Origin of the sequence: Kocuria rosea (assembly GCF_023715525.1) — a bacterium.
GTDB lineage: Bacteria > Actinomycetota > Actinomycetes > Actinomycetales > Micrococcaceae > Kocuria > Kocuria rosea_A.
The window spans coordinates 25,707-39,285 of sequence record NZ_JAMBOG010000018.1 but is presented as its reverse complement, the minus strand read 5'-3'; the positions used below and the strand labels follow the sequence as shown (position 1 = coordinate 39,285).

The window sequence follows — 13,579 nt, the reverse complement described above, 5'->3', positions numbered from 1 at the left end:
CGCCCGCCCCGATAGCATGGACGCAGACCACCACCGGGCCGGCCGCGCCGGACCCGACCACCTTCGCGGCCGCCGCCCCGCCCCCGGCGCGGCGACGGCCGCGCCCGCGAGGAGTTCCACCCGGCATGAGCACCCAGCACCCCACCGCCGCCCCGCGCCGCGCCACCGTCGAACGGCGCACCAGCGAGTCCTCCGTCACGGTCGAGATCGACCTCGACGGCACCGGCGCCCACGAGATCGACACCTCGGTGCCGTTCTACGACCACATGCTCACCGCCCTGGCGAAGCACTCGCTCATCGACATGCGGATCAAGGCCAGCGGCGACACCCACATCGACGTCCACCACACCGTCGAGGACACCGCGATCGTGCTCGGCGACGCCCTGCGCCAGGCGCTCGGCGACAAGGCCGGCATCCGGCGGTTCGGGGAGGCCACCGTCCCGCTGGACGAGGCCCTCGCGAACGCGGTGGTCGACATCTCCGGCCGGCCCTACGCCGTGCACACCGGGGAGCCGGAGGGCCAGCAGTACCACCTGATCGGGGGCCACTTCACCGGCTCCATGGTCCAGCACGTCTTCGAGTCCCTGGCCCACCACGCCGGGATCTGCCTGCACATCACCCTGCTGGCCGGCCGGGACCCCCACCACATCGCCGAGGCCCAGTTCAAGGCGCTGGCCCGCGCGCTGCGCCAGGCCGTCGAGCCCGATCCCCGGGTCAGCGGCATCCCGTCGACGAAGGGCGCCCTGTGAGCACCGGAACCCCCGAGAGCACCGACACCCGCCAGGGCCCCGGGTGGGACGGCGCCGGCGAGCGACGGCCCACCGTGACCGTCCTCGACTACGGCGCCGGCAACGTCCGCTCGGCCGTGCGCGCCCTCGAGGCCGCCGGCGCCGACGTGGTCCTCAGCGCCGACCCGCAGGCCGTGCTCGAGGCCGACGGCCTCGTGGTCCCCGGCGTCGGCGCCTTCGCCGCCGTGATGGACGGCCTGCGCGCCGTCGACGGCCTGCGCCTGATCGGCCGCCGGCTCGCCGGCGGGCGCCCCGTCCTGGGCATCTGCGTGGGGCTGCAGGTGCTGTTCGACTCCGGCGTCGAGCACGGGCAGGAGACCGAGGGCATGGGCGAGTGGCCCGGCGTCGTCGAACGGCTCCGCGCGGACGTCGTCCCGCACATGGGCTGGAACACCGTCGAGCCCCCCGCGGACACCGTGCTGTTCAAGGGCATCGAGGACGAGCGGTTCTACTTCGTGCACTCCTACGGCGTGCAGGAGTGGGACTTCCCGCAGTCCATCGAGAAGATGAGGCCGCCGCAGATCACCTGGTCCGACCACGGCGGGCGCTTCGTCGCCGCCGTCGAGAACGGTGCGCTGTGCGCCACCCAGTTCCACCCCGAGAAGTCCTCCGGGGCCGGGATCCAGCTGCTGCGCAACTGGCTCGGCACCCTGCCGCGCACCGGCCGCCTCGACCACCTGAAGGCCGCCGACCCGCTCGCGGCCGCCGACGAGCCGGCCGACCGCCCCGGTGACCCCGGGCGTCCCGGCCAGGCCCCCGCGTGAGCGCGGCGGTCGTCGTCATGGTCCTCGGCGCGTTCGTCGCCGGCGGTGCCATCTCCTTCCACCAGCAGAAGAAGCCCGCCTGGACCGTCGTGCTCCTGGCCCTGGTCGCCGCGGGCCTGATCGGCTACGGCTGGTACGCCTGGTTCCTCGGCCGCTGAGCCGTCCGCGCCCGCACCCCGACACCCCATCCCGACCCCGCACCCCGAGAAGAGAGATCCCATGCCCCTGAGCGAGACCCCCCGCCTGCAGCTGCTGCCCGCCGTCGACGTCGCGGACGGCCAGGCCGTGCGCCTGGTCCAGGGCGAGGCCGGCTCCGAGACGGGCTACGGCGACCCGCTCGAGGCCGCCCTCGCCTGGCAGGAGGCCGGCGCCGAGTGGCTGCACCTCGTGGACCTCGACGCCGCCTTCGGCCGGGGCGACAACGTCGAGGTGCTGCGCCGGGTCGCGGGAGAGCTGGACCTGAAGATCGAGATGTCCGGCGGGATCCGCGACGACGAGTCCCTCGCCCGGGCCCTGTCGCTGAACCCCGCGCGGATCAACCTGGGCACCGCCGCCCTCGAGAACCCCGAGTGGACGCGCAGGGTCATCGCCGAGCACGGCGACGTCATCGCGGTGGGCCTCGACGTGCGCGGCAGCACGCTCGCCGCCCGGGGCTGGACGCAGGAGGGCGGCGACCTGTGGGAGGTCCTGGACCGCCTCGAGGCCGACGGCTGCGCCCGCTACGTGGTCACCGACGTCACCAAGGACGGGACCCTCAAGGGCCCGAACCTCGACCTGCTGAAGGAGGTCGCGATCCGCACGGACAAGCCGGTCGTCGCCTCCGGCGGCATCTCCTCGCTCGAGGACCTGGAGGCCCTGCGCACGCTCGTGCCCGCCGGGGTGGAGGGCGCGATCGTGGGCAAGGCCCTCTACGCGGGCCGCTTCACCCTCCAGCAGGCCCTCGACGTCGCAGGCCGCCCGGGAGAGCGGTGACCGACCGGCGGCTGCCGGAGCACATCGCCGCCCAGCTGCGCGGTGCCGGCGGCACCGCGGACACCGGCGGCCAGGCGTGGGCGGGGCGCAACCTCGGGGAGGGCACCAGCCACACCCACCTCTTCCCCGGTGACGAGGGCGCCGCCGACCCCGGGGTGCTGGCGGCGCTGGCGGCGCTGCGGGCGGGCACGGGGGACGAGGCGGCCGTCGTCGCCGCGCTCGCCGGCGCCCGCGTCTTCGTGCCCGTGGTCGCCGAGGTCTCCTCGTCCACCGTCACGGAGGCCGGGCTGGTGGCCGACAAGGAGGCCGACATGGCCCTCGTGTCCCTGCGCGCGGCCGACGGCCGCCCGGTGCTGCCCGTGTTCACGTCCCCGCAGGCGCTCGCGGCCTGGCACGCCGCGGCCCGGCCCGTGGCCTCCGACGTGCGCCGCACGGCGATCGCCGCGGTCAAGGACGGCACCCAGCTGCTCGTGCTCGACCCGGGCTCCGCGACGCCCTTCGTGGTCCGCCGGCCCGCCCTGTGGGCGCTCGCCCGGGGCCGGGCGTGGAGCCCGTCCTACCGCAGCGCGGAGGTCGCGGAGGCCGTGGTCCGCTCGGCGACCGGCCTGCCCGGCGTGGTCGCGGCCCGCACGGCACCCGGCGACGGCGTCGCCGCCCGCACCACCGGCGGCGCCGTGGTCCCCGGCGGCGGTGCCGGGCCCGAGCTCGCCGTCGTGCTCGAGCTGCGGCCCGGACTGGACCGGGCGCAGCTGGACGACGTCGTCGCGCGCTTCCAGGCCCGGCTGAGCGTCGAGCCCGCCCTGGCCGAGGACGTGGACTCCATGCAGCTGCGGCTCACGACAGCGGGCTGACCCGGACGCACCGGACCAGCCCGCGGGGGGTGGGACGAGGACGGGGTCAGCTCACCGGGCCGGTGAACTTCTCGCCCGGGCCCTTGCCGGGGGCGTCCGGGTAGGGCGAGGCCTCGCGGAAGGCGAGCTGGAGGGTGCGCAGGCCGTCGCGCAGGGGAGCGGCGTGCTGCGAGCCGATCTCCGGGGCGGCGGCGGTGACGAATCCGGCGAGCGCCGTGATCAGCTTGCGCGCCTCGTCGAGGTCCTTCAGCTCCTCGGCGTCCTCCCCGGCGGCGAGACCGCACTTCACCGCCGCGGCGCTCATCAGGTGGACGGCGGCCGTGGTGATGACCTCGATGGCGGGGACCTCCGCGATGTCGCGCATCTGGTCGTCGACGGCCTGCACCGTCTCCTGGGGGATCTCCTGGCCGGAGCGGTCGGCGTCGTCGAAGCGGAAGGTGTTCTCGGAAGTCATGGTCCAACTCTGCCACACCGCCGGAACGGCCCGGCCTATCCTGCAGGGGAGGCCCGGCGCCGGGCGGAGAGGAGGTCCCGGACCGTGTGGATCGGGTGGATCGAGTTCGACGTGCTGCTCGGGGACGTGCACTCCCTCAAGGGCAAGCGGTCCCTGGTGCGCCCGCTCGTGGCCGAGCTGCGCCGCCGCTTCCCGGTGAGCGCCGCGGAGGCCGGCCACCTCGACCTGCACCGCCGGGCCCTCGTGGGGGCCGCCGCGGTGGCCGGGGACGCCGCCCACCTCGTCGACGTCCTGGACGAGGTCGAGCGCTTCGTGGCGGCCCGTCCCGAGCTGGAGCTGCTCTCCGCCCGGCGGGGGATACGCACGACCGAGGACGACTGACGAGCGGCCGACACGGGGGACGCCGGGGTTTCCGCAACACGGCGCCTATGGGCTAGACTGAGTCGCAGTGTGCAAGTGGAGGAGACTCCCACCCGCGCCGGCCACGACCCCGGTCCTCCCGCAGGACCGGTCGGCGGCCGCCGGGTCCGCGACGACATCGTCCGCACGACGGCCCGCCACGGGGACAGCTCTCCGCAGCGTGCCGTCACGCAGCACGGCCCCCTCCGGGACGCCGTAGCGATGAGCCTCCGCTTGCCGACCGCAGCGGGGGCTTTTGTCGTTGCGGAGCGCAACCGAACCATGACGCTTTCCGGTAGCCGCCGGGGAGCACGCGAAAGAGCAGGAGCACGGCATCAGCGATCCACGCATCAATGACAGAATCCGCGTCCCGGAAGTCCGCCTCGTCGGTCCCGGTGGCGAGCAGGTCGGCATCGTCCGCGTCGAGGACGCGCTCAGGCTGGCCCGCGAATCGGATCTTGATCTGGTCGAGGTGGCACCGAACGCGAAGCCCCCGGTGGCCAAGCTCATGGACTTCGGCAAGTACAAGTACGAAGCCGCGGTCAAGGCCCGCGAGGCCCGCAAGAACCAGACGAACACGGTCCTCAAGGAGGTCCGCTTCCGCCTGAAGATCGACACCCACGACTACGACACCAAGGTCGGCCACGCCAAGCGGTTCCTGGTCGCCGGTGACAAGGTCAAGGCCATGATCCAGTTCCGCGGCCGTGAGCAGCAGCGTCCCGAGATGGGCGTGCGCCTGCTCGAGCGCTTCGCGAACGACGTCGCCGAGGTCGGGGCCGTGGAGTCGAGCCCGCGGGTGGACGGGCGCAACATGGTGATGGTCGTGGGTCCGCTGAAGAACAAGGCCGAGGCCAAGGCCGAGGCGCGCCGCCAGAAGCAGCGCGACGAGGCCCGGGCCGAGAACGAGCGCAGGGCCCAGGAGAAGATCGACACCTCCTCGGCCGAGCCCGTGACGCAGACGATCGGGGACGCGTTCCCGGCCGAGCTGCTCGCCCAGGCCGCCCAGGCCCAGGCGCCGGAGCAGCAGGCGGCGCCGGAGCAGGCCCCGGAGCCGCAGGCGGCCCCCGAGGATCAGGCGCCGGTGGAGCAGGCAGCACCGGAGCAGGCAGCACCGGAGCAGGCGGCGCCCGAGCCCGAGCCCGCGCCGGCACCGCAGCAGCCGGCGGCACCGCAGCAGGCGGCGCCCCCGCGGCCCGCGAAGCCCACGCCGGCGCGTCCGACACCCGGTCCCCGGCCGGGTCCGGGCAGGGCCTGAGCCCGCCGCGCGCGGACAGCAGAACTGACAACGCCCCCGGGCGGGCAGCCGGTCCCCGGCTGTGCCCGGGGGCACCGTTGAGGTGCGACGGACCTCGTCGCGCCCTCCGGCGGTCACCGCCGGACAACTCGTAAGGAGAACGGCTCACATGCCGAAGATGAAGACCCACAGCGGGGCCAAGAAGCGCTTCAAGCTCACCGGTACCGGCAAGGTCAAGCGCCAGCAGGCCAACCGCCGCCACTACCTGGAGCACAAGTCCTCGCGTCTCACCCGCCGTCTGGCCTCCGACCAGATCGTGACCCCGGGCGAGGCCAAGGTCATCAAGAAGATGCTGGGCAAGTAGGCCCACCCCACCCCCGGGGAGCGACGCTCCCCGCCCCGCACAGTTGTGACCTCCCGGCCGGACGGCCGGGACCGAAGTGAAGGAGTACACACGTGGCACGTGTGAAGCGGGCAGTCAACGCCCACAAGAAGCGCCGGGAGATCCTCGAGCAGGCCTCCGGCTACCGCGGCCAGCGCTCGCGCCTGTACCGCAAGGCGAAGGAGCAGGTCACCCACTCGTTCGTCTACAGCTACAACGACCGCCGCAAGCGCAAGGGCGACTTCCGCCGCCTGTGGATCCAGCGGATCAACGCCGCGGCCCGCGCCAACGGCCTGACCTATAACCGCTTCATCCAGGGCCTGAAGGCCGCCGAGGTCGAGGTCGACCGCCGCATGCTCGCCGAGCTGGCGGTCAACGACCAGGCCGCGTTCGTCGCCCTGGTCGAGGTCGCCAAGAACGCGCTGCCGGAGGACACCTCCGCGCCGCGCGAAGCCGCCGCCTGAGCACTGCCGCCGCAGTGAACCTCACGGAGCGCCTGGCCGCCCAGCCGATGTCCAACCCCCGAGCCGATCGGGTGAAGGACGTCGCGGGACTGGCCGGGCGCTCCGCTCGTTCCAAGCGCGGGCTGTTCCTCGCCGAGGGGCCGCAGAACGCCCGCGAGGCCCTGGCCCGCCACCTCGAGTCCCCGTGCGTGGACGCCGTCTACGTCACCGAGGACGCGCTGACCCGCCACCCGGACATCGCCGGGCTGCTCGAGCGCGTCGCCGAGGACCGGTCCGTGTTCGCGCGCCTCGTCACCCGCGACGTGCTCGCGGCGATGAGCGACGCCGTGACCCCGCAGGGCGTCGTCGCGGTGTGCCGGACCCTGCACGTGCCCGCGGAGACGGTCCTCGCGGCGCGCCCCCGGCTCGTCGCGGTCCTGGCCCGCGTCCAGGACCCCGGCAACGCAGGGACGGTCCTGCGCGCCGCCGACGCCGCCGGGGCCGACGCCCTGGTGCTCACCGCCGGCAGCGTCGACGTCTACAACCCCAAGACCGTGCGCTCCACGGCCGGCTCGCTCTTCCACCTGCCGGTGGCCGTGGGCGCCGACCTGCCCGCGCTGCTCGACACCGCGCGCGCGGCCGGGTGCGGCGTGCTGGCCGCCGACGGGCACGGCGACGTGGACCTGGACCGGCTCCAGGACGCCTCCGCGGCCCGTGCCGCCGGGCTGGACGTCCTCGACGCCGGCTACGACCTCGCCCGGCCCACCGTGTGGCTGTTCGGCAACGAGGCGCAGGGCCTGTCCGAGCAGGAGAAGGCCCTGGCCGACCACCGCGTGGCCGTGCCGGTGCACGGGCGCGCCGAGTCCCTCAACGTGGGCACCGCCGCCACCGTGTGCCTCTACGCCTCGGCCCGCGCGCAACGCCGCGGTGCCCGGCCCGCCTGACGCCGCAGACGCGGCGACGGCGCAGCCCCGCGGGGGGCTGCGCCGTCGGTTCCTGCGCCCGGCCGTCAGCGGGCCGCGGTGGATCCTCCGTCGGCCGGGGGCGCGGCGTCGCCCGGGGCACTGCCGTCCTGGGCCGCGGGTGCCGCCGCGGAGTGCTTCCCGTGGTGCTCGCCGGAGGCCTCCTGCTCGGCGTGGTGGTCCCCGTGCCGGCCCTTGCCGAAGGGCAGCAGCTCCCACACCAGCACCAGGACCGCGCCCCAGGCCAGTCCCAGCACCGCGGAGAAAAAGGTGTTCGTGAGCCAGGCCAGCGCCGCGCCGAGGCCGCCGTGGACGGCCCCGTGCACGAGGGTCTCGACGTGGTGCACGGCCTCGTACGGGGCGTGCCAGCCCAGCTCGTCGATCCCGACGAGGATGATGTGCCCGCCCACCCACAGCATGGCGGCGGTGCCCACGACCGAGATGACGGTCAGCAGCTTGGGCATCCCCTTGACCATGCCGCGGCCGATCCTCTGGGCGGCCGGGGACCTCCGCTCGGCCAGGTGCAGGCCGAAGTCGTCCATCCGGATGATCAGCGCCACCACGCCGTAGACCAGGGCGGTGATGCCGAGGGCCACCACCACCAGGATGGCCGCGCGCGCGAGCAGCGGTTCGTCGGCCACCTCGTTGAGGGAGATCACCATGATCTCGGCCGAGAGGATGAGGTCGGTGCGCACCGCGCCGCCGACCATCGTGTCCTCGGCCTCCCGGCTCTTCTCGACCACCGGGGTCTTCTCCCCGGCCCCGTGGCCGGAGAGCTTGCCCCAGATCTTCTCGGCGCCCTCGAAGCAGAGGTAGCTGCCGCCGAGCATGAGGATCGGGGTCAGCAGCCACGGCGCGAACTGGCTCAGCAGCAGCGCCACCGGCAGGATGAACAGCAGCTTGTTGCGCAGCGAGCCCTTGGTGATGCGCCAGATGATGGGCAGCTCGCGCGCCGGGGAGATGCCGTCGACGTACTGGGGGGTCACGGCGGTGTCGTCCACGACGACGCCCGCGGCCTTCATGCTCGCCCGTCCGGCGGCCGCGCCGATGTCGTCCACGGAGGCGGCGGTGACGCGGGCCAGGGCGGCGACGTCGTCCAGCAGGGCCATCAGTCCACCGCTCATCGGAGGGCCTCCAGGTCGATCGTGGTGCGGGTGGGCGGAGCTGCGGTGATGATCAGCATGGTTACAGGGTATGTGCAAGAGGCCGGGATGCAGCACTCCGGCGGACCGGCGGTTCCGCGCACGCTCCCCGTGGCCGCGGGGCTGGCAGACTGGTCCGGTGACCTCCTCCCTCCCCACCGGCCACCGCACCCAGGTGGTCGGCGCCGCCCTGCTGGACGACGCCCGCCGGCCCACCTCCTTCCTCGCCGCCCAGCGGGCCTATCCCGAGGCCCTGCGCGGGCTGTGGGAGTTTCCCGGCGGCAAGCAGGAGCCGCGCGAGAGCTGCGAGGAGGCCCTCGTGCGGGAGTGCGCCGAGGAGCTCGGCACCCGGGTGGAGCTGCTGGCCGAGGTGCCGGGACCGCACGCGCAGGGCTGGTCGCTCAAGGACACCGCGGCGATGCGGGTGTGGACCGGCGTGGTGGCCGACGGCGCGCCCGCCCCCGTCGCGGGGGAGGACCACCTCGCCGTGCGCTGGCTGCCGCTGGCGGAGCCCGGCGCCGTGCTGTCGCTGCCGTGGATCCCGGCCGACCTGCCGATCGTGCGCGCGCTGCTGGAGCAGCTGCGGGACCGACCCCGGTCCCGGGGGCAGGCTCGGGCTCAGCGGGGACCCGGGACGCGGTAGCCGCCGTCGGCGAGGCCGGCCCGCACCTCGAAGACGTTGCGCAGGGCCGGGTGCCCGGTCCGCAGCAGGGACCACGCCGCGGCGGCGGCGTAGAGCGGCAGGAACGGCAGGCCGAGGCACAGCGCGTACTGGCTAGCATGGCGCGCCTCGTGGGCCACGAGCCGGGGACGGGCCACGACGTCGTGCATCCCGGCGCGGAACAGGACCACGTTGCCCACGGTGAACGCCCCGGCCTTCGGCAGCCGGGGCCGGTAGCCGAAGCCGAGGATCAGCCCGTCGGGCCCGCGCACCAGCTTCGTGCCCGTGGCGGCGGCGACGAGCAGGCCCAGCGGCGTCGACAGGTTCGCCATGTTCCACACCGCGCGCATCCGGTGCCCGGGGCTGAGTTCGGCAGTCATGCTCCGAGGCTACGGCGTGGACGGGGCCAGGGGGCCCCGCCCGCGTCCAGGAGCACGGTCCCGGCGGCGGCGAGCGGCTCGCCGGAGAAGACGGCGCCGATCGCGACGACCGCCAGGGCAGGGAAGGGGCAGGGCCCCGTCGGGCTCCTTCGGCGGGCGGGAGCGCGTGCTCCCGTCCCGTCGGGTGCGGCCGGGTCCGGGCGACCGGCCCGGCCGCACGGGCGGGACCCGGAGCACCTGGCATAGACTGGGGCCCGCCCGTGATCCGTGCCGATCCGGGCTTTCCCGTGGAACGAACCGCCCCGAGGGGCCGGAGCGCGCCCGGACGAAGCCGTCCCCGAGCCGAAGAAGTCAGTGCTGATGTCTGAACTGCCACCCGAGACCGCCGCGAGCGGCGCGGTCGACCCGACCGACGAGGCCGCGGTCACCGCCGCCGTGGACGCGGCGCTGGCCGCCGTCGAGAACGCCAAGGACCTGGACGAGCTCAAGGAGGCCCGGCTCGCCCACGCGGGGGAGCGGTCCCCGCTGGCGCTGGCGAACCGGCGGATCGGATCGCTGGACAAGGCGCAGAAGGCGGCCGCCGGCAAGCTGCTGGGCCAGGCCCGTGGCCGGGTCGCCAAGGCGATCACCGCCCGCACCACGGTCCTCGAGGAGGAGCGGGACGCCCGCATCCTCGTCGAGGAGGCCGTGGACGTCACTGCCGCCGGCCGGCGCCGGCGGCTCGGCGGGCGCCACCCGCTGACCAACCTCATGGAGCGCATCGGCGAGACCTTCGTGGCCATGGGCTGGGAGGTCGCGGACGGGCCCGAGGTCGAGTCCGAGTGGTACAACTTCGACGCCCTGAACTTCAAGCCGGACCACCCGGCGCGGGAGCTGCAGGACACGTTCTTCGTCGACCCGCCCGAGGCGCACCTTGTGCTGCGCACGCACACCTCCCCGGTGCAGATGCGCACGCTGCTGACCCGGGAGCTGCCGGTCTACGTCGTCGTCCCCGGCCGCACCTACCGCACCGACGAGCTCGACGCCACGCACACCCCCGTCTTCCACCAGGTCGAGGGCCTCGCCGTGGACAAGGGCCTGTCGATGGCCGACCTCAAGGGCACGCTCGAGCACTTCGCCCGGCAGATGTTCGGCCCGGAGGCGAGGATCCGGTTGCGCCCCAACTACTTCCCCTTCACCGAGCCGTCGGCCGAGCTGGACGTGTGGCACCCGAACGCCAAGGGCGGGCCGCGCTGGATCGAGTGGGGCGGGTGCGGGATGGTCCACCCCAACGTGCTGCGCGCGGCCGGCATCGACCCCGAGGTCCACTCGGGCTTCGCGTTCGGCATGGGCATCGAGCGGACCCTGATGTTCCGCAACAACGTCCCGGACATGCACGACATGGTCGAGGGCGACATCCGCTTCAGCGAGCACTTCGGGATGGAGATCTAGAACATGCGAGTTCCTTTGTCATGGCTGCGCGAGCACGCGCCCGTCCCGGCCGGCGCGACCGCCGAGGACGTGCTGGCCACCCTCGTCGAGGTCGGCTTCGAGGAGGAGGCCGTCCACCGGCCCACGGACGAGCTCAAGGGCCCGGTCGTGGTGGGCCAGGTGCTGTCCAAGGAGCCGGAGACCCACTCCAACGGCAAGACCGTCAACTGGTGCACCGTGCGCGTGGTCCCCGAGGGCCGGCAGCAGACGCTGACCGGCAAGGGCATCGACCCCTCCGGCGTGCAGGGCGTCATCTGCGGCGCCCACAACTTCGAGGTGGGGGACAAGGTCGTCGTGACCCTGCCCGGCGCCGTGCTGCCCGGGAACTTCGCGATCTCGGCGCGCAAGACCTACGGCCACACCTCCGCGGGCATGATCGCCTCCGTGCGCGAGCTCGGGATCGGCGAGGACCACGACGGCATCCTGGTGCTCTCGCGCCTGGGCCTGGACCCGGAGATCGGCGCCGACGCCCTGGAGCTGCTCGGGCTCTACGACGAGGCCGCCGAGATCAACGTGACCCCCGACCGCGGCTACGCGTTCTCGGTCCGCGGCGTCGCCCGCGAGTACTGCCACGCCGTGCACGCGCCCTTCGCCGACCCGGCCGGGGCCGTGGCCGCCCGCGTGCCCGCCGCCACCGCGGACGGGTTCCCCGTCGCGGTCGACGACGCCGCCCCCATCCACGGCAACCCCGGCTGCACCCGCTTCGTCGCCCGCACGGTGACCGGCATCGACGCGGGCGCCCCGACGCCCCCGTGGATGGCGGCGCGCCTGCGCCTGGCCGGGATCCGCTCGGTCTCCCTGCCGGTGGACATCTCCAACTACGTCATGCTCGAGCTCGGCCAGCCGCTGCACTTCTACGACCTCGCCGCGCTGAGCGGCGGCCTCGGCGTGCGGCGCGCGGCGCCGGGGGAGACGCTGACCACGCTGGACGGCAAGCAGCGCACCCTGCACCCCGAGGACCTGCTCATCACCGACGGCTCCGGGCCGATCGGCCTGGCCGGCGTCATGGGCGGGGCCACCACCGAGGTCTCGGACGGCACCGTGGACGTGCTCGTGGAGGCCGCCCGCTTCGACGAGGTCTCGATCGCCCGCACCGCGCGGCGGCACCGGCTCTCCTCGGAGGCGTCCAAGCGCTTCGAGCGCGGCGTGGACCCGCAGCTCGCCCCGGCGGCCGCCCAGCGCGCCGTCGAGCTGCTCGTGGAGCTCGCCGGCGGCACGGCGGGGACCGAGACCACGGACGTGGACCGCACCACGGAGCCCGCCCCGATCGAGCTGCCCTGGGACTACCCGGCCCGGCGCGTGGGCGTGGACTACACCGCCGAGCAGGTCGTGCCGGTCCTCGCGGAGCTCGGCGCGCAGGTCACCGCCACCGACGACGGCTGGCGCGTCGTGCCGCCCACCTGGCGCCCCGACCTCGTCGCCAAGGAGGACCTCGTCGAGGAGATCGCCCGCCTCGACGGCTACGACCGGATCCCGTCCCGGCTGCCCGTGGCCCCTCCCGGCCGCGGCCTCACCGCCGAGCAGCAGGCCCGCAAGCGCGTGGCCGACGCGCTCGCGGCCGCCGGGCTGACCGAGGTGCTCGCCTATCCGTTCGTCACCTCCGCAGACAACGAGCTCTGGGGCGCCCCGGAGCCCGGCGTGCCGGTGCCGTCCGTGAAGCTGGCCAACCCGATCAGCGAGGCCCAGGGCCTGCTGCGCGTCTCGCTGCTGCCGGGCCTGCTCGACGTCCTGCGGCGCAACACCTCCCGCGGCTTCCGTGACCTCGCGCTGTACGAGATCGGGCGCGTCTTCCGGCCGGTGCAGCCGCTGGGCTCCCCGGTGGTGCCGCCGCTGGGTGCCCGGCCGTCCCCGGAGGTGCTCGACCAGCTGGAGGCCGGCATCCCCGCCCAGCCGCGCCACCTGGCGGCGGTGCTCGCCGGCCGGGACGCGGCCGAGACCCCCTGGGTGAGCCCGCGGGCCTTCGACTGGCAGGACGCGCTCGACGCGGCCCGGCTGGCCGCCGAGGTCCTCGGCGTCGAGCTGTCGGTGCGCCAGGGCGCGCACCAGGCGTTCCACCCGGGCCGCACCGCGGTGCTCGCCACGGCCGACGGCACGCCCATCGGCTACGCCGGCGAGCTGCACCCGAAGCTCGTGGCCGCGCAGGACCTGCCCGCCCGCACCGTGGCGATGGAGCTCAACCTCAGCTCCCTCACCGCCGCCGAGACCGGCGTGGTGCAGGCGCGGGCCCTCTCCGGCTACCCGGCCGCGACGCAGGACGTCGCGCTCGTCGTCGACGCCGCGGTGCCCGCCGCGGCGCTGCGCACGGCCCTGGAGGACGGCGCCGGGGAGCTGCTCGAGGACGTGCACGTGTTCGACGTCTACCAGGGCCCCGGCATCGAGGACGGGAAGAAGTCGGTGGCGTTCGCGCTGCGCTTCCGCGCCCCGGACCGCACCCTGACGGCCGACGAGGCGTCCGCGGCCCGCGAGGCGGCCGTCGCCGTGGCCGGGCAGCGCCACGGGGCCGTGCTGCGCGGCTGAGCCCGTCCGCGCCTCCGACGGCCCGCGCCCCGCCCCGGGGCGCGGGCCGTCGCGCGTGCGGGGACGGGCCCCCGGGTAACACGCGCGCACGCCCAGGAGGTGCCCGGCGAACTTGGGTACTGTGGCACCGGGTCACCGCCCGCGCCGCCCCGGTGCCGCG

16 protein-coding genes are annotated in these 13,579 nt (G+C 74.7%); 13 read left to right on the top strand and 3 right to left on the bottom strand.

Annotation, left to right across the window (positions count from 1 at the left end; genetic code table 11):
• The first annotated feature begins 125 nt into the window (after window positions 1-125).
• The 5 genes from hisB (at window position 126) to M3185_RS12750 (ending at window position 3,375) form a co-directional block, all read left to right on the top strand.
• Complete coding sequence (hisB, locus tag M3185_RS12770) at window positions 126-749, top strand: imidazoleglycerol-phosphate dehydratase HisB (protein WP_251334062.1); 624 nt, start codon at window positions 126-128, stop codon at window positions 747-749.
• 74 nt (window positions 750-823) lie between these two features.
• Complete coding sequence (gene hisH, locus M3185_RS12765; RefSeq protein WP_251334087.1) at window positions 824-1,552, top strand: imidazole glycerol phosphate synthase subunit HisH; 729 nt, start codon at window positions 824-826, stop codon at window positions 1,550-1,552.
• Window positions 1,549-1,710, top strand: a complete 162-nt coding sequence (locus M3185_RS12760) for a hypothetical protein (protein ID WP_251334061.1) — start codon at window positions 1,549-1,551, stop codon at window positions 1,708-1,710. The genes hisH and M3185_RS12760 overlap by 4 nt, the downstream gene beginning before the upstream one ends.
• Before the next feature lie 61 nt (window positions 1,711-1,771).
• Window positions 1,772-2,524 (top strand): bifunctional 1-(5-phosphoribosyl)-5-((5-phosphoribosylamino)methylideneamino)imidazole-4-carboxamide isomerase/phosphoribosylanthranilate isomerase PriA, encoded by a 753-nt coding sequence (gene priA / locus M3185_RS12755; RefSeq protein WP_251334060.1) that lies wholly within the window; start codon window positions 1,772-1,774, stop codon window positions 2,522-2,524.
• Window positions 2,521-3,375 (top strand): SseB family protein, encoded by an 855-nt coding sequence (locus M3185_RS12750; RefSeq protein ID WP_251334059.1) that lies wholly within the window; start codon window positions 2,521-2,523, stop codon window positions 3,373-3,375. The genes priA and M3185_RS12750 overlap by 4 nt, the downstream gene beginning before the upstream one ends.
• Before the next feature lie 46 nt (window positions 3,376-3,421).
• Here the strand turns inward: M3185_RS12750 and M3185_RS12745 are convergent, their stop codons facing one another.
• Window positions 3,422-3,829, bottom strand: coding sequence for a DUF1844 domain-containing protein (locus M3185_RS12745; RefSeq protein WP_251334058.1), 408 nt, complete (start codon window positions 3,827-3,829; stop codon window positions 3,422-3,424).
• 84 nt (window positions 3,830-3,913) lie between these two features.
• On the opposite strand from M3185_RS12745, the gene M3185_RS12740 reads away from it, so the two are divergent.
• The 5 genes from M3185_RS12740 (at window position 3,914) to M3185_RS12720 (ending at window position 7,231) form a co-directional block, all read left to right on the top strand.
• Window positions 3,914-4,210, top strand: a complete 297-nt coding sequence (locus M3185_RS12740; RefSeq protein WP_251334057.1) for a DUF503 domain-containing protein — start codon at window positions 3,914-3,916, stop codon at window positions 4,208-4,210.
• A 352-nt stretch (window positions 4,211-4,562) separates the two neighbouring features.
• Window positions 4,563-5,483, top strand: coding sequence for a translation initiation factor IF-3 (gene infC, locus M3185_RS12735; protein WP_251334086.1), 921 nt, complete (start codon window positions 4,563-4,565; stop codon window positions 5,481-5,483).
• 148 nt (window positions 5,484-5,631) lie between these two features.
• Window positions 5,632-5,826 carry a 50S ribosomal protein L35 gene (rpmI, locus tag M3185_RS12730; RefSeq protein ID WP_047803998.1) on the top strand — a complete coding sequence of 65 codons (195 nt, stop codon included), beginning with the start codon at window positions 5,632-5,634 and terminating at the stop codon, window positions 5,824-5,826.
• A gap of 92 nt (window positions 5,827-5,918) precedes the next feature.
• Window positions 5,919-6,308, top strand: a complete 390-nt coding sequence (rplT, locus tag M3185_RS12725) for a 50S ribosomal protein L20 (protein ID WP_251334056.1) — start codon at window positions 5,919-5,921, stop codon at window positions 6,306-6,308.
• A gap of 14 nt (window positions 6,309-6,322) precedes the next feature.
• Window positions 6,323-7,231 (top strand): TrmH family RNA methyltransferase, encoded by a 909-nt coding sequence (locus tag M3185_RS12720; protein WP_251334055.1) that lies wholly within the window; start codon window positions 6,323-6,325, stop codon window positions 7,229-7,231.
• 65 nt (window positions 7,232-7,296) lie between these two features.
• Here the strand turns inward: M3185_RS12720 and M3185_RS12715 are convergent, their stop codons facing one another.
• Complete coding sequence (locus tag M3185_RS12715) at window positions 7,297-8,373, bottom strand: DUF808 domain-containing protein (protein WP_251334054.1); 1,077 nt, start codon at window positions 8,371-8,373, stop codon at window positions 7,297-7,299.
• A 157-nt stretch (window positions 8,374-8,530) separates the two neighbouring features.
• On the opposite strand from M3185_RS12715, the gene M3185_RS12710 reads away from it, so the two are divergent.
• On the top strand, window positions 8,531-9,034 hold the full coding sequence (locus M3185_RS12710; protein WP_251334053.1) for a (deoxy)nucleoside triphosphate pyrophosphohydrolase: 504 nt from the start codon (window positions 8,531-8,533) through the stop codon (window positions 9,032-9,034).
• Here the strand turns inward: M3185_RS12710 and M3185_RS12705 are convergent.
• Complete coding sequence (locus M3185_RS12705; RefSeq protein WP_251334052.1) at window positions 9,010-9,432, bottom strand: eCIS core domain-containing protein; 423 nt, start codon at window positions 9,430-9,432, stop codon at window positions 9,010-9,012. The genes M3185_RS12710 and M3185_RS12705 overlap by 25 nt on opposite strands.
• 360 nt (window positions 9,433-9,792) lie before the next feature.
• Here M3185_RS12705 and pheS point away from each other — a divergent pair, with 360 nt between their 5' ends.
• A complete protein-coding gene (gene pheS, locus M3185_RS12700; protein WP_251334051.1) occupies window positions 9,793-10,863 on the top strand; it encodes a phenylalanine--tRNA ligase subunit alpha in 1,071 nt (356 codons plus the stop codon).
• A 3-nt stretch (window positions 10,864-10,866) separates the two neighbouring features.
• Window positions 10,867-13,419 carry a phenylalanine--tRNA ligase subunit beta gene (pheT, locus tag M3185_RS12695; RefSeq protein ID WP_251334050.1) on the top strand — a complete coding sequence of 851 codons (2,553 nt, stop codon included), beginning with the start codon at window positions 10,867-10,869 and terminating at the stop codon, window positions 13,417-13,419.
• Window positions 13,420-13,579: the final 160 nt, after the last annotated feature.